Source organism: Flavobacterium ustbae (assembly GCF_003946915.1).
Lineage (GTDB): Bacteria > Bacteroidota > Bacteroidia > Flavobacteriales > Flavobacteriaceae > Flavobacterium > Flavobacterium ustbae.
Map to the genome: position 1 here is coordinate 406,918 of NZ_RPOC01000001.1, position 17,636 is coordinate 424,553.

17 protein-coding genes are annotated in these 17,636 nt (G+C 35.0%); 11 read left to right on the forward strand and 6 right to left on the reverse strand.

The window, feature by feature from the left end; genetic code table 11:
- The first annotated feature begins 7 nt into the window (after positions 1 to 7).
- The 9 genes from EG814_RS01725 (at position 8) to EG814_RS01770 (ending at position 9,751) form a co-directional block, all read left to right on the forward strand.
- Positions 8 to 877 carry a tetratricopeptide repeat protein gene (locus EG814_RS01725; RefSeq protein WP_125718281.1) on the forward strand — a complete coding sequence of 290 codons (870 nt, stop codon included), beginning with the start codon at positions 8 to 10 and terminating at the stop codon, positions 875 to 877.
- A gap of 365 nt (positions 878 to 1,242) precedes the next feature.
- Positions 1,243 to 2,091, forward strand: a complete 849-nt coding sequence (locus EG814_RS01735; protein ID WP_125718283.1) for an NAD-dependent epimerase/dehydratase family protein — start codon at positions 1,243 to 1,245, stop codon at positions 2,089 to 2,091.
- An 87-nt stretch (positions 2,092 to 2,178) separates the two neighbouring features.
- On the forward strand, positions 2,179 to 2,655 hold the full coding sequence (locus EG814_RS01740; protein ID WP_125718285.1) for a methylated-DNA--[protein]-cysteine S-methyltransferase: 477 nt from the start codon (positions 2,179 to 2,181) through the stop codon (positions 2,653 to 2,655).
- A 183-nt stretch (positions 2,656 to 2,838) separates the two neighbouring features.
- Positions 2,839 to 3,552: a 3'-5' exonuclease gene (locus EG814_RS01745; RefSeq protein ID WP_125718287.1), complete on the forward strand. Its 714-nt coding sequence runs from the start codon at positions 2,839 to 2,841 to the stop codon at positions 3,550 to 3,552.
- Positions 3,553 to 3,695: 143 nt separating this feature from the next.
- Positions 3,696 to 4,766, forward strand: a complete 1,071-nt coding sequence (locus EG814_RS01750) for a winged helix DNA-binding domain-containing protein (protein ID WP_125718289.1) — start codon at positions 3,696 to 3,698, stop codon at positions 4,764 to 4,766.
- 295 nt (positions 4,767 to 5,061) lie between these two features.
- Positions 5,062 to 6,501 (forward strand): nucleoside recognition domain-containing protein, encoded by a 1,440-nt coding sequence (locus tag EG814_RS01755; protein WP_125718291.1) that lies wholly within the window; start codon positions 5,062 to 5,064, stop codon positions 6,499 to 6,501.
- Between the two features lie 364 nt (positions 6,502 to 6,865).
- Positions 6,866 to 7,327: an IS200/IS605 family transposase gene (gene tnpA, locus EG814_RS01760; RefSeq protein WP_125718293.1), complete on the forward strand. Its 462-nt coding sequence runs from the start codon at positions 6,866 to 6,868 to the stop codon at positions 7,325 to 7,327.
- Between the two features lie 5 nt (positions 7,328 to 7,332).
- Positions 7,333 to 8,076, forward strand: a complete 744-nt coding sequence (locus EG814_RS01765; RefSeq protein ID WP_125718295.1) for a hypothetical protein — start codon at positions 7,333 to 7,335, stop codon at positions 8,074 to 8,076.
- Positions 8,077 to 8,146: 70 nt separating this feature from the next.
- Entirely contained in the window at positions 8,147 to 9,751 is a 1,605-nt protein-coding gene (locus tag EG814_RS01770) for a fumarate hydratase (RefSeq protein ID WP_125718296.1), read from the forward strand.
- A 130-nt stretch (positions 9,752 to 9,881) separates the two neighbouring features.
- Here the strand turns inward: EG814_RS01770 and EG814_RS01775 are convergent, their stop codons facing one another.
- Both EG814_RS01775 and dinB read right to left on the reverse strand, forming a co-directional pair.
- Positions 9,882 to 10,382 carry a PAS domain-containing protein gene (locus EG814_RS01775; protein WP_125718298.1) on the reverse strand — a complete coding sequence of 167 codons (501 nt, stop codon included), beginning with the start codon at positions 10,380 to 10,382 and terminating at the stop codon, positions 9,882 to 9,884.
- A 98-nt stretch (positions 10,383 to 10,480) separates the two neighbouring features.
- Positions 10,481 to 11,563: a DNA polymerase IV gene (gene dinB, locus EG814_RS01780; RefSeq protein WP_125718300.1), complete on the reverse strand. Its 1,083-nt coding sequence runs from the start codon at positions 11,561 to 11,563 to the stop codon at positions 10,481 to 10,483.
- Positions 11,564 to 11,703: 140 nt separating this feature from the next.
- Between dinB and EG814_RS01785 the strand changes: the two genes are divergently transcribed.
- Both EG814_RS01785 and EG814_RS01790 read left to right on the forward strand, forming a co-directional pair.
- On the forward strand, positions 11,704 to 12,438 hold the full coding sequence (locus EG814_RS01785) for a metallophosphoesterase family protein (protein WP_125718302.1): 735 nt from the start codon (positions 11,704 to 11,706) through the stop codon (positions 12,436 to 12,438).
- Between the two features lie 49 nt (positions 12,439 to 12,487).
- Complete coding sequence (locus EG814_RS01790) at positions 12,488 to 13,018, forward strand: DUF6646 family protein (protein ID WP_125718304.1); 531 nt, start codon at positions 12,488 to 12,490, stop codon at positions 13,016 to 13,018.
- 96 nt (positions 13,019 to 13,114) lie between these two features.
- Here EG814_RS01790 and EG814_RS01795 read toward each other — a convergent pair whose 3' ends face one another.
- The 4 genes from EG814_RS01795 to EG814_RS01810 all read right to left on the reverse strand — a co-directional run bounded on the left by EG814_RS01795 (position 13,115) and on the right by EG814_RS01810 (position 17,626).
- Complete coding sequence (locus EG814_RS01795) at positions 13,115 to 13,543, reverse strand: hypothetical protein (RefSeq protein WP_125718306.1); 429 nt, start codon at positions 13,541 to 13,543, stop codon at positions 13,115 to 13,117.
- 145 nt (positions 13,544 to 13,688) lie between these two features.
- A complete protein-coding gene (locus tag EG814_RS01800) occupies positions 13,689 to 14,345 on the reverse strand; it encodes a 3-oxoacid CoA-transferase subunit B (protein WP_125718307.1) in 657 nt (218 codons plus the stop codon).
- Positions 14,346 to 14,454: 109 nt separating this feature from the next.
- Entirely contained in the window at positions 14,455 to 15,153 is a 699-nt protein-coding gene (locus EG814_RS01805) for a CoA transferase subunit A (RefSeq protein ID WP_125718309.1), read from the reverse strand.
- Positions 15,154 to 15,319: 166 nt separating this feature from the next.
- Entirely contained in the window at positions 15,320 to 17,626 is a 2,307-nt protein-coding gene (locus EG814_RS01810; protein ID WP_125718311.1) for a penicillin-binding protein 1A, read from the reverse strand.
- Positions 17,627 to 17,636: the final 10 nt, after the last annotated feature.

The window sequence follows — 17,636 nt, forward strand, 5'->3', positions numbered from 1 at the left end:
ATTTAAAATGAAAAAAAACTTCTTGTTGTTTTTGACTTTTAGCAACTTTTTGGCACTTAATGCACAAACGGTTGAAGAAAAAATAGCTGCAAAAGCATGTGAATGTTTAGAAAAGAATTCAAAAATTACCGAAGATGTTTTCAGAGACTGTTTAACTCAGCCAATGGGTGAGCTGATTTTAACGGATAAAGATCCAAAAGTTAGAGAATCGATGAATACTGTTGAAGGCATTCAAGGTATGGTTCTGAGAGTTCAAGGTGTGATTGCCAAAAAATGTCCAAACTTGATTCCAGAATTAATTGAAAACAAAGACAATGTTTTCTATAGCGAATCAAAAAACAAAAACGCACAGAATTCTTATGTCATTGCCAAAGATTTTATGCGCCAGAACAACTATAAAATGGCTATTGAAAGTTTTCAGCTAGCTTTAAAAGAAGATCCAAATTTTGTTCTCGCCCTTGATGACATGGCAGTTTCGTACAGACAGTTAAACGATTACGATAATGCCATTAAATATTACAACAAATCACTGGAAATTTATCCTGAAGGCAATTTTGCTTTAATGAATATTGGCGTTGTTTATACTTTTAAATCTGATTATAAAACCGCAATAAGCTATTACGAAAAGCTAATTCAATTTCATCCAGATAATGCTGAAGGCTATTTTGGTGCTGGAAAAAACTATTTCATGCTGAAAGACGATGAAAAAGCATTGGACAATCTTTTTATAGCACATATTATTTACACCAATGAAAATTCAGATTATGCAAAAGATTCTGAAAAACTCATCGGCGCTCTTTATCAGAAAATGAAATCGGAAAATAAAGAAGATTTATTTAAAAAAATTGCAGAGAAAAACAACATTAAACTAGAATAAACACTGGTAATTAAGGCTTCTACAATCGTTTTAAATTCTAAAATAAAGGCAAACTTAAATATAAGTTTGCCTTTTTCAATTTAACAAGCGCATTCAAATTTTAAACCTTCTGTCTTTCCCTTTGTTCCTTCAGTTGCATAACCATCAAATTTCCACCACTAGATTCCTCAATTAGGGCATAAAAAGAAACTACAAGGTGCAATTTATTTTAACTTTGTGAAAAATAAATCTCACAAAGTCGCTAAGACACAAAGCTTTTTTTTTGCCATAGATTAAAGAGATTAAAAAGGATTTTGTTTCAAGCTCTCGATAAAAAAGACTTTGAACCTCTGCACCTTTGTATCTTTGCACCTCAAAACAAAAAAATGAAACAAATAAGCATATTAGGTTGTGGCTGGCTTGGATTGCCTTTAGCGAAAAAACTAATCGAAAAAGGACATTCAATAAACGGATCAACCACTTCAGAAAACAAACTTTCAATCTTAAAAAACGCTGGAATAAATCCGTTTATTGTTATCCTGAACGATCCCGAAACTTCGGGAGAAGGAGCATTTGAAAGTGATTCCATTTCTGAAAACATCAACACTTTTTTAGCGGAAAGCGAAATTCTAATTATCGACATTCCGCCAAAATTGAGAGCGGTCGATCCTAATACTGAGAAAAAGGCTTTTGTAGAAAAGATCCAAAATCTAATTCCTTTTATAGAAAAATCAGCTGTTAAGAAAGTGCTTTTTGTAAGTTCAACTTCGGTTTATGGCGATGATAACTGTTTAATTACGGAAGAAACCATTCCGAATCCAGAGACAGAAAGCGGAAAACAATTGCTTTTAGCTGAAAAGCTTCTTCAGCAAAACCAAAACTTTGAAACTACAATTCTTCGTTTCGGAGGATTAATTGGCGAAGATCGTCATCCTGTAAAATTTCTCGCCGGTAAAGAAAACCTCGAAAATCCAGATGCCCCAATAAATTTGATTCATCAAAATGACTGCATCAGAATCATAGAAGAAATTATAAATCAATCCAAATGGAATGAGATTTTTAATGCCGTAGCGCCTTTTCATCCAACAAGAGAGGAGTATTATTCCCAAAAGGCGATTATAATGAATTTTCCAGAACCAAAATTCAGTTCTCAAAAATCAAACATTAAAAAAGTTATTTCAAGTGAAAAAATTGAAACCATTTTAAATTATCAATTTACGACTGATCAATATTAAAACATATAAGTCATATAAGTTCATCAAAAGAGTTTAGAAAAACTTAAATTTGCTTATATAACTTATATGGTTTAAAACCCAAAATTTATGGAAACAGCGTACATCAACTCGCCTTTAGGAATCACCAAAATTGTTGGAGATGAAAATGGTATTGCTGTAATTTCCGTTTCTGACGTTGGCACGAATGAAATTTCAGAAACTATTCCTGAAGTTTTACAAGATACTGTTTTTCAATTAAATGAATATTTTGAAGGCAAAAGAACCGATTTTGATCTCAAACTGAATCCGCAGGGAACTGAATTTCAGCAGAAAGTCTGGAAATCGCTATTAGAAATTCCATTCGGAAAAACAGTAAGTTATATGGATCAGACCAAAAAACTGGGCGACGTAAAAGCCATTCGTGCCGTAGCATCGGCAAATGGTAAAAATCCGCTTTGGATTGTGGTTCCTTGCCATCGAGTTATTGGCACAAACGGATCATTAACGGGTTACGCTGGCGGATTGTCGCGCAAAAAATGGCTTTTAGAACACGAAAGCCCTTCACTGCAACAAAGTTTATTTTAGTTTTTCGCCACAAATTTCAGTAATTTACACTAATTTTAAATTCTTTCTGAGCAAACCAAAAGTAAGATAATTCTTTTGTTTTGTGTGAATGCTTTAAATTCATAAAAATAGAATTCGCGGAAATTCGTGAATTGCTTCGCCTGTTCGCTATCGCTCGGGTCGTGGCAAAAACCACAGTAATATATGATTGAAAAAGTAAACCTCAATAACATTTTATTTCTTGATATAGAAACCGTTCCCGAAGAAGAAAATTTCAATTCGCTTGACGCGGAAATGCAATCGCTTTGGGATTTAAAAACGCAATATCAGCGTAAAGACGAGTTTTCTCCAGAAGAATTTTACGAACGCGCCGGAATTTGGGCCGAATTTGGAAAGATAATCTGCATTTCGGTCGGCTTTTTTACGATCAAAGGAGATGTTAGAAACTTTAGAGTGACTTCGTTTTTTGGTGAAGAAAAGAAAATCTTGAAAGATTTCAGTAATTTGGTTAATAATCATTTCAATCAGCCACAGCATTTGCTATGCGGACATAATTCGAAAGAATTTGATATACCGTTTATTGCCCGTAGAATGATTATCAATCAATTGCCAATTCCAGACAAACTGAATTTATTCGGTAAAAAACCTTGGGAAATTCCGCATTTGGATACTTTAGAATTATGGAAGTTTGGAGATTACAAGCATTATACTTCTTTAAAACTGCTCACCAAGATTTTAGGCGTGCCATCGCCAAAAGGCGATATCGACGGAAGTCAGGTTGCACACGTTTATTATGTCGAAAAAGATATCGACCGAATTATTACATATTGCGAAAAAGATACGATTGCTGTGGCTCAAATTTTCTTACGCTTACGCCGGGAAGATTTATTGATTGAGGAAGAAATTATTCATGTATAGGTTTTTTTGAGGGGCAAAGGTTCAAAGGTTCTGAGATGCTAAGTTTTTTTAGGGAAAAGTTTCAAAGCTTCAGAGGATCAAAGCTCCTAATTTGTGATTAATTGCTTAAATTGACTTATATAACTTATATGGTTTAAAAAAAAATGACGCATTCAGAAATTTCGCATTATAGAATGGTTTCACAGAAACTTTATAAAACAAGTTCTTGTTTGCCACAGGAAATTGTAAAGCATTTTGGTGCTATGCAGGCGCAGGACTATGCCATGGCGAAATGGGCAATTGGTTCGCGTTGTGATTCCTCAGAAAAAGAGATTCAAGAAGCTATAGATTCTGCTAAAATTATTCGAACCCATATTCTGCGTCCGACTTGGCATTTTGTTTCTCCAGATGACATTTATTGGATGCTAGAACTTTCAGCGCCACAAGTAAAACGTCTCTTTACTACAATGGCCAAACAACATGGCTTTGACGAAAAGAAATTCGGTCAGGTTAATTCAGCAATAGAAAAACTTCTGGCGGGCAATAATCATTTAACCCGAGAGGAAATCATGCAGGAACTTAATATTCAAAAAAAAGCCGGCGATTTATCTCCTGTAATTGTAATGATGAATGCCGAACTGGACGGTTTGGTCTGCAATGGCAAAATGAAAGGCAAACAAATCACGTATGCTTTGCTCGAAGAAAGAGTTCCGAAACCAAAAATTAAATTGAATAAAGAAGAAGCCTTAGTAAAACTCGCTCAACGCTATTTTGAAAGTCACGGTCCAGCAACAGTACTTGATTTTTCGTGGTGGTCAGGTTTTCCGCCTACAATTTGCCAAAAAGCAGTTAACGCAATAGAGTTGCAACTAAACCAAATCACTATTGATAATCAGCAGTTTTGGTTTAAAAAAGGATTTTCAGACGAAGACAACTTTCGCGAAAGCGTACATTTCCTTCCCTCTTTTGATGAGATATTAATTTCGTATAAAAGTCGAGAAGCTTCATTTAATACAGAACATCAATCGAAAGTTTTTACTAATAATGGAATTTTCAAACCTATTATTTTAGAAAACGGAAAGGTAATTGGCATTTGGAAAAGAACCATTAAAAAAGATTACGTCAAAATAGAAACGGAGTTTTTCAATGAAATAGAAATGGATAAAAAACAGGTTATTTTGGAAGGAATTAAATATTTTGAAACGTATTTGGAAACCAAAACTGTTATTGAATAGTTTTTTTTGAAAAGTGATGGCTAATTGTGCCGCTCCGCTGGAGCTTTTTCTTCTGTGACTTTTTCTATAAATATATCGCTCTTCCAGAGCTTAGTATCAAAGAATAGATAGCTCTGGAAGAGCGACATATTTATAGCTAGTTATCGATTTATACAACATAAGCCCCAGAGGGGCGACATCAATTTTCTACATTTGAAATAAATTATTTCAAATCCTAAGCATCAAAATATTCTTCTGAAACAGAATCTTTATGCTTATTATTGCTAAATAATTACATTTACAAAAAATTACAATTATGGTATTAAGCAGATTTTGGTTAGCGATTTTCATTTCTTCGATTGTTTTTATTGTAGTCAGTTTGTTTACTGCTAATACGTATACTATTGATTCTATTTTAAATGGAAAGAAAGACGATCCTATTTTAGTTTCTGAAAAATACGTGGAAGAACTTCCTGCTTTCTTAAAAGATAGTATCAAAAAAGCGCCAGATCAGACCATGATTATCAATCGTGACACGCTAAATGCCGACACAACTTACGTTTACAAAAACAAAACGGTAAAAATCTATAGCGGACTTCAAAAATCTGACGGTTTATTGCCAACTTGTAAAAGCACATTGGTCGATTTAATTCTGCCTCTTATTGCCTATTTAGCCTTTTTCTGCGGATTAATGGAACTTTTAATTGTTTCTGGGGCTTCAGGAAAACTAGCAAAAGGTTTAAGTCCAGTATTTGTGAAAGTGTTTCCAAGTATTCCTAAAAATCACCCTTCAATATCTTACATGACCTTGAACTTTGCTGCCAATTTCTTGGGATTGGATTCGGCTGCAACTCCATTTGGACTGAAAGCCATGGAAAGTTTACAGGAAATAAACCCCGAAAAAGACAAAGCGAGCGATGCACAAATTATGTTTATGTGTCTTCACGCTTCTGGATTGACTTTAATTGCGACTTCTATTATTGGTTATCGCGCGGCGGCAAACGCAAGTAATCCGGCCGATGTGATGCTACCTTGTATCATTACTTCGTTTATCGGAACTATCGCGGCATTTTTGATTGTTGGAATCAAACAAAAGATCAATTTCAAAAGTGCTTCGTTGCTTATTGGTTTAATGGTTTTAATTGCGGCTATCGTAAGTCTGTTGATGTATGTAAATCATTTGGATTTAATCGGAAAAAATTACTTTACTTCTAACCTTTCTGGATTAATCTTAATTGCCATTATTGCATTTACGTTGATTTTCTCATTCCGACACGAGAAAAAATTCAAAGAGGCAGAAACAACTGTTTTTGACACTTTTGTTGTCGGCGCTAATAACGGAGTTAAAACCGGAGTTACTATTTTTCCTTATGTTTTAGGAATGTTGGTTGCTATTTCATTATTCAGAAATAGCGGTTTATTCGAAATTATCAGCGACGCCATCGGGTTTATCTTTTCAAATTTAGGCGTAAGTAAAGACATTACCAATGCGCTTCCTGTTGCGATGCTGCGTCCATTTAGTTCGGCGGGTTCAAGAGGATTTCTAATCGATTCAATGAATACTTTTGGAGCCGATTCTTTAACTGCTAGATTGAGTAGTATTTTTCAATGTAGCGCCGAAAGCACTTTTTATGTAATTGCGGTTTATTTTGGTTCTGTAAATATTAAAAACACACGCTATGCGTTAGGCACAATGCTTTTGGTAGATTTGATCTGTGTTATTACAGCGATTTTTGTGGCTACTTGGTTTTTTTAATCTAATTCCGTCACAATTAAATTCTGCATTTAATAACGCGTTTTCATCCGCGAATTAAAATCCAAATTACAAGATTTTTTGGAACGATTCCCCGGATTAAAATCCGGGGCTACAAAATTGTTCGAGCCGATGGCTCTTTCTTCATGTAACAGATTTTGAAAGTTCCTTAGGAACGTTTAATATTGTAGCAACGGATTTTAATCCGTTGATCTTAAAGGCAACAATTCAAGAGTTCCATAGGAACGTACCATATTGTAGCCACGGATTTTAATCCGTGGATAATTATCAAACATCATATTTAAAAAAAGAAAGTTAAATATTACAAAAAAATATTTATTGCATTTATTTTTGCCAGAAAAAAAATATGGCAAATACCTATCATCAAGTCTACATTCAAGTAGTTTTTGCAGTTAAATATAGAAATGCTTTAATTGAAGAAAGCTGGAGATCAGAATTACTCGGTGTAATTGGCAATTTAATCAATGAAAATGGGTGTAAAAACATTATTGTAAATGGCGTTGAAGATCATGTACATTGTTTGCTAGCAATAAAACCAACAATTACCATATCTGATCTCATGAAAAATGTCAAAGCAAAATCTTCAAAATATATCAATGACAATAAACTAACGAAATCTCAATTTTCGTGGCAGGTTGGTTACGGTGTTTTCTCTTATAGTCAATCTCAAATAGATTCTGTTTACAAATACATTCAAAATCAAAAAGAGCATCATAAAAAGCAAAGTTTTAATGATGAATATCTGAATTTTCTAAATAAATTTAAGGTTGATTACGATGAAAAATATATATTTGAAAATCTAACATAAACATTATGAAAATAGCCCCCCTCTTCTTCGTATTGCTCTTAATCGGATGTCAAAAAACAAAACCTACAGACGCTGCACCGCCAATTGCAGAAATACTGGAAAACCACGAGACATTGCCAGTTACAAATGATGAAAAAATCATTAAAACTGATACGGTAGCCATTTATATGGACGGAACAGAATCTCCAACAGATTATATTCTGGCTCATTTGGTAGAGCAGCAGGCAGATAAAGACAGCATCGTTTCTGTAAAATACCGATTAGACTTTTATCAAAACAAAGCTAAAACGGCTTCTTCAAAGATTGCAATTAAAGGTTTTGAAAAAGGTTCTGAATGGACGGCATCTTATGGACTAGCTTCTGAAAATTTCAAAAATTCTCCTTTTTTACAAATTTCTGTTGGGTATCCAGCATGCGGATATTCACATGAAAATTATTTATATTATCTAAAAAATAACAGCCTGCAATTAGTGCATCAATGGAATACGCTGTCCGACAGCGGTTGGGGTAATTGGCTGGAAATCATTAATCCAGAAAAGAATTCTGAACCAAAATCTTTTTATTGCAAAACTGTTGCATTTGTTCCAGATGATGAAAATGAAAACCAAGACATGGGAATTCTAACGTATTCAGATTCTATTGCTTTCGAATTAAAAGACAATAAATGGAAAAAAATGCTTCTTTCTGCAAAGGATAAACCTTATTTCGAAAAAAAGATGACGTTTGACCAATTCAATACGATAGAATAAAAGCATCAGAAGACCCTTATTCAAAATCTTTCTAAAATAAATAATTTCTAACTTTGTAAAAAACAAAGTAATGATTGATTTTATATACCAGGATCCTTATCCGATCTTAAAGGATGATACGCAGTACCGCAAAATCACCTCAGATTTTGTAAAAGTGGAGCAGTTTGGAGAACGTGAAGTTTTAACGGTTGACCCAAAGGGTTTAGAATTATTGGCTGAAGAAGCTTTGACAGATGTTTCGTTTATGTTGAGAACGACGCATTTGCAAAAACTAAGAAAAATTCTAGATGATCCAGAAGCGACAGACAATGATCGTTTTGTAGCTTACAATTTACTTCAAAATGCATCTGTTGCTGCTGAAGGTCAGTTACCAAGCTGCCAGGATACAGGAACTGCAATTGTAATGGCTAAAAAAGGCGAAAGCATTTTTACTGGTGCTGACGATGCAGAATGGTTGAGCCGCGGAATTTTTAATACTTATCAAAAAAGAAACTTACGTTATTCGCAGATTGTTCCGATTTCGATGTTTGAAGAGAAAAATTCAGGATCAAATCTTCCGGCGCAAATTGATATTTATGCTAAAAAAGGAACTTCTTACGACTTTTTGTTCATGGCAAAAGGTGGTGGTTCTGCTAATAAAACTTACTTATATCAGCAAACTAAATCTTTGTTGAATGAAAAATCTCTGGATGAATTCATTAGAACAAAAATTAAAGATTTAGGAACTTCTGCTTGTCCTCCGTACCACTTAGCTTTGGTAATTGGTGGAACTTCTGCTGAAGCAAACTTAAGCGCTGTCAAAAAAGCTTCTGCTGGATATTATGATAATCTTCCAACAACTGGAAACATGGCTGGTCAAGCATTTCGTGATCACGAATGGGAAGAAAGAGTTCAGAAAATCTGTCAGGAAAGTGCGATTGGAGCTCAGTTTGGAGGAAAATATTTTACGCACGACGTTCGTGTAATCCGTCTGCCTCGTCACGCGGCTTCTTGTCCAGTTGGATTAGGAGTTTCTTGCTCTGCAGATAGAAACATTAAAGGAAAAATTACAAAAGACGGAATCTTTGTTGAGCAATTAGAGGTAAATCCTAAACAATTTTTACCAGAAACAGCGCCACATTTAGAGGCTCCAGTAGAAATTGATTTGAATCAGCCAATGGCAGACATGTTGGCTCAACTTTCTAAATATCCAGTTAAAACGCGTCTAAAACTAAACGGAACTGTAATTGTTGCGAGAGATATTGCTCACGCAAAAATTAAAGAAATGTTAGATGCAGGAAAACCAATGCCAGAGTATTTCAAAAATCACCCTGTTTATTACGCTGGTCCTGCAAAAACTCCAGACGGAATGGCTTCTGGAAGTTTTGGACCTACAACTGCTGGACGTATGGATGTTTATGTAGATGAATTCCAGAAAAATGGCGGAAGTATGATTATGCTTGCAAAAGGAAACCGTACCAAACAAGTTACTGATGCCTGCAACAAATACGGCGGATTCTACTTAGGTTCTATCGGAGGTCCTGCTGCAATCCTAGCGCAAGACAACATTCTAAAAGTAGAAGTTGTTGATTTTGAAGAATTAGGCATGGAAGCGGTTCGTAAAATCACCGTTAAAGATTTCCCTGCTTTCATTATCACAGACGACAAAGGAAATGATTTCTTTGCCAATCTTTAAGGTATTTGCCACAAAGACGCAAAGACACAAAGTTTATATAAAAGCAAAAACCGCCCAAAAGGCGGTTTTTGCTTTTATATAAAATATCTTAAAAAAAATCTTTGCGTCTTTGTGCCTTAGTGGCCAATCTTTACGCGCTCATATCTTGTTTTTCGAAAGCTATAAAATGTGATATTTCTCCTTTGAGGTTATAAACGGGAGAGGCATCAATTTTACATTTGTATGTATTTCCGTTTTTTCTATAATTTTCGAGTGTTTTTTCAAAAGGAATCTTCATTTTTACTGCTTCTCTAATTTCTTTTAAATCCTTTTGTGAAGTTGCTGGCCCTTGAAACATTTTAGGAGTTTTTCCTAAGATTTCTTCCTCTTTATAGCCCGTCATTTTTTTTATTCCGCTTGACGCGAAAACTATTTTCAAATCTAAGTCGGTTACTACAACTACTTCGTTTTTAATTCTTTCCTGAATGTTAAGCTTTTTTTCATCCCAAGTAAATTCATCTGAGATTTTGCTTACTCTTTTTAAATCTGAATTTAAGGCTTTTAGCTCATTTAGATATTCATAATGAAAATCCCAAGCCAGAATTGGAACTGAATTTCGTTGCTGTAAATCATCCGAATTTTTATTTTTCATACCAACAATCCGATATTTAAATCTTTTTTACTCAAAGATAGCAGAAAAATCTTGCTATTCATAACCCCTATCTTATTTTGAATTTTTAAAAATTGTTATCAAAACGTAAATTTTAACTGCACGACAACTGCCTTCTTCACTTCGGTATTCAAATTACTCAATGAAATTCCGAGCAATCTAACCGAATCTTTCATTTTTTCCTGATACAATAATTCCTCCACATTTTCCATAATCAAACTTTTATCTGAAATAAAATAAGGCAGTGTTTTACTTCTTGTCTGTTGCGAAAAATCGCTGTATTTAATCTTCAGTGTAATTGTTTTTCCAGAGATATTATGCCTTTGGAGCCGTTTTTCTAACGAAGTTGCAATACGCTCCAATTGTTCCATCATAAAAATTTCTGATGACAAATTCACATCAAAAGTATGTTCTGCCGCCACCGATTTTGCAATTCGAGAAGATTTCACTTCGCTATTATGGATTCCTCGCACAACGCTATAATAAAAGGCTCCCGATTTTCCGAAATGTTTCTCCAAAAACTCCAGGGACTTACTCTTTAAATCGGTTCCAGTAAAAATTCCGAGCTGATACATTTTCTCTGTTGTCACTTTTCCAACCCCATAAAACTTACGAATCGGAAGATCTTCTAAAAAAGATTCTACTTCATCAGGATTTACCGTTTTCTGTCCATTCGGTTTATTATAATCGCTGGCAATTTTGGCCACAAATTTGTTAATTGAAATTCCAGCTGAAGCCGTTAATCCTACTTCATTCAAGATTCTTGCTCGAATTTCCTGCGCGAGAAGACTTGCGCTTGGATTTCCTTTTTTATTCTGAGTAACATCCAAATAGGCTTCGTCAAGCGAAAGTGGCTCAACCAAATCGGTATAATCGTGAAAAATTTTATGAATTTTGGATGAAATCTCTTTATAACGGTCAAATCTTGGCCGAACGAAGATAATTTCAGGACAGTATTTTTTGGCTAAAACTCCGCTGAGAGCACTTCGAACGCCAAACTTTCTGGCTTCGTAACTTGCTGCCGAAACCACGCCCCGATTCTCTGAACCGCCAACAGCAACAGGTTTTCCTCTCAATTCTGGATTGTCCATCTGTTCTACCGACGCATAAAATGCATCCATATCAATATGAATAATTTTACGATATGTTGGTGTTTCAGACATATTGCAAATTTACAGAGGAAAAACAATAAAAAAGCCTTGCACATAGTTATAAATCATATCAAATTTAAATGAATATGAATTCGATGAGTTCAAACCAATTATTCTTTTTATTTTTGTTCTTCTACTCGAAAAATTAAATAATGCGAACATTTGTTATAGGTGACATACACGGCGGATTACTTGCCCTTGAGCAAGTTTTAAACAGAGCCAAAGTTACTACTGAAGATACTCTAATTTTTTTGGGCGATTATGTCGATGGCTGGAGTCAGCCTGTTGAAGTAATTGACTTTTTGATTGATTTAAAGAGCAAACAAAACTGCATCTGTATAAGAGGAAACCATGACCAGCTTGCGTTGGATTGGCTAGAAGAGAGACATGATGATTTTGATGAAGAAATGTGGTACAAACATGGCGGAAAAGCTACTGTTGAAGGTTACGCCAAAATTTCTGAAGACAAAAAAAGAGCTCATATCGAATTTCTAGAAAATCTTCAGGATTATTATCTTGACGATCAAAATCGTTTGTTTGTTCACGCTGGTTTCACTAATTTAAATGGTGTAAAATGGGAATATTTTTCGAAGTTATTTTATTGGGATAGAACACTTTGGGAAACCGCTCTTTCTTTAGACCCAAAATTAAAGGAAGACGACTTACACTATCCTAAAAGATTTACCGTTTATAAAGAAGTTTACATTGGCCACACTCCGGTTACCCGAATCGGCGAAACGGTTCCTGTAAATAAAGCTTGCGTCTGGAATGTCGATACTGGAGCTGCATTTAGGGGTCCGCTTACGATTTTAGACGTCGATACCAAGGAATACTGGCAAAGTGAGCCGTTAAACGAATTGTATTTTAATGAAAAAGGTAGGAATTAATTTATTTAATTCTAAATTTGCAAACGCAAAATAATTAATATTAAATTTTATGAAAAAGGTTATTACACTCTTGTTTTTAGTATCATTCGGATTTATTAATGCGCAAAGTGCCTTTACAGGAAAAGGCGACATGAGAGTAAACGTTGGTGCAAATTTACAAGATGGAGGATCTGGAATTCAAGGTTCTATTGATTTTGGTTTAGGAGAAAATTTCTCTTTCGGATTTGTTGCCAATTATTTATTAGGAGTTGATAATTTTACAGGATTTTACCACGGAAGCACTTCTGCTTACAACGACGCAACACCAGATTTTGGCGATCGTTTTGATGCAAAAGCAAGAATCAATGCGAATTTATCAAGTGTAATTGGTGTTCAGCAATTAGACGTTTATCCTGGATTAAGCTTAGGTTTACATAATTTCGGAGGTCACGTTGGTGGTCGTTATTTCTTTACTGACGGATTCGGTGTTTTCACAGAAATCGGATTTCCTATTGCAAAATACGGTTCAAACAATGATCCATTCTATCATTTAAATAATCAAGCTACTTTCAGTTTAGGAGCTTCGTTCAATTTACAATAATTTTAAGTGATAAAGGTTCAAAGTGACAGAATTACAAAGAGCTTGCTGCACAACATAAAAAAAACCGCCAAATTTTTTCGGCGGTTTTTTGTTTGATTATTTTCTAGCGAATTTTCTTTTTATCGAAATAATAAATTCGTTTAACGTGATTCCTTTATCAGGACCATCCTCTACTAATAATTCTGAAATATCTTTTTCTCTGTAGGGCACAAACAGTGATAAATACCAACTACTTGTACTTGTAATTGCGTTTCCATTTAAAAATGATCCTAAAAGAAAAAAGAAAGTCAAAAGCCTTATAAAAACAAAAAACTTTCGATAACCTCGACTTAAACCATATTTTTTGTTTTCTCTAATTGCCTTATTGGTAAAATAAACCAATTGAAACAATGCAACCAACACAATAACATACTTTATACTATCTCTATCAATTAAAAGCATTAAAAGAGCAATAAAAATGGAGGCAATAATATTTGCTATAAACAAATAACTTCCCCATTTAACATCTATTTCAAACTTTTCCAAATCTCATATTTTTAAGTTTCAAATGTAAATAAAAGATTACTTATAATTCGTCCTCAAAAAACAAAAACCGCCGAAAAGGCGGTTTTTGTTTTTATACACAATCCAAAACTTTGTCCCTTTGAGCCTTTGCAACTTTGTCCCTTTTTTAAATAATCATTTCAGGAATTTCACCTTCAATAATCAAATCAGCTTCTGTTGAAGCGATGATGTGCTCGACTGATACGCCTGGCGCTCGTTCTAAGAGCTTAAAACCTTTTTCCGCTACTTCGAGCACTGCAAGCTCTGTTACGACCTTTTTAACGCATCCTACGCCTGTAAGCGGCAAAGTACATCTTTTTAAGATTTTTGATTCTCCTGCTTTGTTCACGTGCATCATGGCAACGATGATATTTTCGGCGGAAGCTACCAAATCCATTGCGCCTCCCATTCCTTTTACCATTTTACCTGGAATCTTCCAATTGGCAATGTCTCCGTTTTCTGAAACTTCCATTGCACCCAAAATCGTTAAATCAACTTTTTGACTGCGAATCATTCCAAAACTAAAAGCCGAATCAAAGAAACTTGCTCCAGGAAGTGTCGTGATAGTTTGTTTACCTGCGTTAATAATATCGGCATCTTCTTCTCCTGCAAACGGAAAAGGCCCCATTCCGAGAACGCCATTTTCACTTTGAAATTCAACAGCAATATCTTCACGCACATAATTCGCAACCAAAGTCGGAATCCCGATTCCTAAGTTTACGAAATATCGGTCTTTAACCTCTTTTGCAATTCGTTTTGCTATATCTTCTTTATTCAGTGCCATAGTTTTTAATGTATCAATTTGTTAATGTGGCAATTAGTCAATTTGATAATTAGATAATTTCGTAGATATCTAAAGAATTATCTAAGCGGAAAATTATCTCATTATCTAATTACCTCTGACGTACAGTGCGTTGCTCAATTCGTTTTTCAAACTTTTCTCCCTGAAAAATGCGTTGCACCATAATTCCTGGAATATGAATCTGATTAGGATCTAAAGTTCCAACTTGCACCAATTCTTCAACTTCAGCAATGGTGATTTTTCCCGCTCCTGCCATACACGCATTGAAGTTTCTGGCTGTTCCTTTGAAAATAAGATTTCCCGCTTCATCACCTTTCCAAGCTTTAACAATGGCAAAGTCAGCTTTAAAGGCTTCTTCCATAATATGCATTTTTCCGTTGAATTCGCGTGCTTCTTTTCCTTCTGCAACTTCAGTTCCGTAACCTGCTGGCGTAAAGAAAGCCGGAATTCCAGCCTGCGCCGCACGACAGCGTTCTGCTAAAGTTCCTTGAGGCGTTAATTCCACTTCCAATTCTCCAGAAAGCATCTGACGCTCGAATTCGGCATTTTCTCCCACATAAGAAGAAATCATTTTCTTAATTTGTTTTTTCTGAAGTAATAATCCCAAACCAAAATCATCTACTCCTGCATTGTTAGAAATGCAAGTTAAATCTGAAATTGATGTGTTTACCAAAGCTGCAATGGTGTTTTCAGGAATACCACATAATCCGAAACCTCCAAACATAATGGTCATATTGCTTTCAATTCCACTTATGGCTTCCTGAACGTTATTTACTTTTTTTGTTATCATAACAAACTATCTTTATTGCTGAATATTTTTTGATAAAAATAAGGTTTTTAGATTAAATTATAACGATTTCGTAAAAAATAAAACCCAAATAAAAATCCCTTTACAATCTTCTAAAAGACTTGCAAAGGGATTGAAATATAATTAGATACGCTTTATTGCAACAATATTACAATTCAAATTCATCTGTATTTTGTTCGGTTTGCGTAGTATCTTTTACTATTACTGGCCTAGCGTAACAATCTACTTTAATCGAAAGGTTTGCTGGACGCTCAAATTCTGCTTTCGAAACCTGAAGATCTTTATCTGCATAACATAGTTTCATGAAATACCCCCAAACTGGAAGTGCAGCTGTTGCTCCTTGTCCGTAAGTCAAACTTTTGAAACGAGCCGAACGATCTTCACATCCAACCCAAACTCCAGTTACTAAATTTGGAACCATCCCCATGAACCAACCGTCTGACTGGTTTTGTGTTGTTCCTGTTTTACCCGCAATCGGGTTTCTAAACATATATGGATATCCTGTCCAACGTTTATCTCCGCTTCCACCGCCTTCGGTACGTAAACGAGATCCTGAACCACTTTCTGTTACCCCTTGAAGCAATTTGATTACTGCAAACGCAATATCTTTATTTAAAACGTCGTGAGACTCTGGAATAGGCTCATAGATAACCTCTCCGCTTTTGTTCTCAATTCTGCTTAAAAACTGTGGTTTTACATAAACTCCTTGGTTAGCAAAGGTGCTGTATGCGGCAACCATGTCTTCAACTGTAATATCTACGGCTCCGAGAGCAATAGAAGGCTGAACTGGAATTTCTGTTTTTACTCCCAATTTCTTAGTCAGTTCAACTACAGCTTCTGGGCCTGTTCTGTCAATCAATTTAGCCGAAACCGTATTGATTGAACCAGCTAAAGCTTGTTTTAAAGTTACCATTCCACGGTAAGTATGATTAGAGTTTCTTGGCTCCCAATCCTCTGTAACGTGATGACGTCCTTTACGAATCATAAATGGACCATCTAGAATAGAATCGCAAGGAGACATATTTAACTCCTCAATCGCTGTCGCGTAAACGAAAGGTTTAAAAGTAGAACCTACTTGTCTGGCTCCTTGTCCTACGTGATCGTATTGAAAATATTTGTAATTGATTCCTCCAACCCAAGCTTTAATTGCTCCAGTCTGAGGCTCCATTGCCATTAAACCAGATTGCAAAAAGTGTTTGTAATAACGAATAGAATCCATAGGAGTCATTACCGTATCGCGCTCACCTTTCCAAGTAAAGACGCGCATTTTTGTTTTTACTTTGAATGAAGCAATGATATCTTCCTCGCTTTTATCCATTTCTTTCATCTGAGCCCAGCGAACAGAATTTTTCATCGCTTGCATCATGATTCTCTCTGTTTCAGCTTGAGTGATGTTTAAGAAAGGCGCATTTTTATTGGTTTTCATTTCAATAAAAAACTGTTCTTGCAAATTTTTCATGTGCGCAGAAACTGCTTCTTCAGCATAACCCTGCATTCTGGAATCAATTGTAGTATAGATTTTTAGACCGTCTTTGTAAATATCGTAATCAGAACCGTCTGGTTTTTTGTTATCTGCTACCCATTTTTTCATATAATCACGAAGATACTCTCTAAAATAAGTTGCCATACCTTCACGGTGGCTTTCCAGCTTAAACTTCAATGTAATTGGTAATTGCTGAAGTCTTTCTTTTTCAGCTTCAGAAATCATTTTAGCTTTTGCCATTTGAGACAAAACCACATTACGACGGTTTTTTACCCCTTCTGGATTTCTAACTGGGTTGTATAGTCCTGAGTTTTTAAACATTCCGACCAAAATAGCAGATTCGTCAACTGTTAAGTCTTTTGGTTCTTTAGAAAAATACGTTTGTGCCGCAGAACTTACACCAACGGAGTAATTTCCGAAATCATAAACATTGCAATACATGGCTAAGATTTCATTTTTGGTATATTGTCTTTCTAGACGAATCGCGATAATCCATTCTTTTATTTTCTGTACAATCCTGAAAGGCAAAAACTTAGACCCTTCACCATGAAATAATTGTTTAGCTAATTGTTGTGTTAATGTACTGGCTCCACCATTTGTTCCAAGAGTAAAAACAGCTCTTAAAGTTCCACGTCCGTCAATTCCTGAATGTTCATAAAAACGGGCATCTTCAGTTGCAACAAGCGCTTCAACTAAATTTTTAGGCAAATCAGAATACTTAAGCTGAGATCTATTGGTTTTGAAATACTTACCAATTACAACTCCATCAGAAGAAATAATTTCTGTAGCGAGATTTGAATCTGGATTTTCTAAATCTTCAAATGAAGGCATTGAACCAAATAGGCCCCATGAAGCAAATAAAAAGAAAGCCAAAATTCCTACTAGAAAATAGGCAAATAATCTCCAGAATTTCTTTTTGTAATAATTAATATCCTTAACGCTATTGGATTGATTGTTTTTTTTAGCAGCCATAATTATTTAT

What these genes read in the sequence shown, in the direction of transcription:
- EG814_RS01725 (WP_125718281.1), top strand. Translation starts at nt 8, where the DNA reads ATGAAAAAAAACTTCTTGTTGTTTTTGACTTTTAGCAACTTTTTGGCA.
- EG814_RS01735 (WP_125718283.1), top strand. Translation starts at nt 1,243, where the DNA reads ATGAAACAAATAAGCATATTAGGTTGTGGCTGGCTTGGATTGCCTTTA.
- EG814_RS01740 (WP_125718285.1), top strand. Translation starts at nt 2,179, where the DNA reads ATGGAAACAGCGTACATCAACTCGCCTTTAGGAATCACCAAAATTGTT.
- EG814_RS01745 (WP_125718287.1), top strand. Translation starts at nt 2,839, where the DNA reads ATGATTGAAAAAGTAAACCTCAATAACATTTTATTTCTTGATATAGAA.
- EG814_RS01750 (WP_125718289.1), top strand. Translation starts at nt 3,696, where the DNA reads ATGACGCATTCAGAAATTTCGCATTATAGAATGGTTTCACAGAAACTT.
- EG814_RS01755 (WP_125718291.1), top strand. Translation starts at nt 5,062, where the DNA reads ATGGTATTAAGCAGATTTTGGTTAGCGATTTTCATTTCTTCGATTGTT.
- tnpA (WP_125718293.1), top strand. Translation starts at nt 6,866, where the DNA reads ATGGCAAATACCTATCATCAAGTCTACATTCAAGTAGTTTTTGCAGTT.
- EG814_RS01765 (WP_125718295.1), top strand. Translation starts at nt 7,333, where the DNA reads ATGAAAATAGCCCCCCTCTTCTTCGTATTGCTCTTAATCGGATGTCAA.
- EG814_RS01770 (WP_125718296.1), top strand. Translation starts at nt 8,147, where the DNA reads ATGATTGATTTTATATACCAGGATCCTTATCCGATCTTAAAGGATGAT.
- EG814_RS01775 (WP_125718298.1), bottom strand. Translation starts at nt 10,382, where the DNA reads ATGAAAAATAAAAATTCGGATGATTTACAGCAACGAAATTCAGTTCCA.
- dinB (WP_125718300.1), bottom strand. Translation starts at nt 11,563, where the DNA reads ATGTCTGAAACACCAACATATCGTAAAATTATTCATATTGATATGGAT.
- EG814_RS01785 (WP_125718302.1), top strand. Translation starts at nt 11,704, where the DNA reads ATGCGAACATTTGTTATAGGTGACATACACGGCGGATTACTTGCCCTT.
- EG814_RS01790 (WP_125718304.1), top strand. Translation starts at nt 12,488, where the DNA reads ATGAAAAAGGTTATTACACTCTTGTTTTTAGTATCATTCGGATTTATT.
- EG814_RS01800 (WP_125718307.1), bottom strand. Translation starts at nt 14,345, where the DNA reads ATGGCACTGAATAAAGAAGATATAGCAAAACGAATTGCAAAAGAGGTT.
- EG814_RS01805 (WP_125718309.1), bottom strand. Translation starts at nt 15,153, where the DNA reads ATGATAACAAAAAAAGTAAATAACGTTCAGGAAGCCATAAGTGGAATT.
- EG814_RS01810 (WP_125718311.1), bottom strand. Translation starts at nt 17,626, where the DNA reads ATGGCTGCTAAAAAAAACAATCAATCCAATAGCGTTAAGGATATTAAT.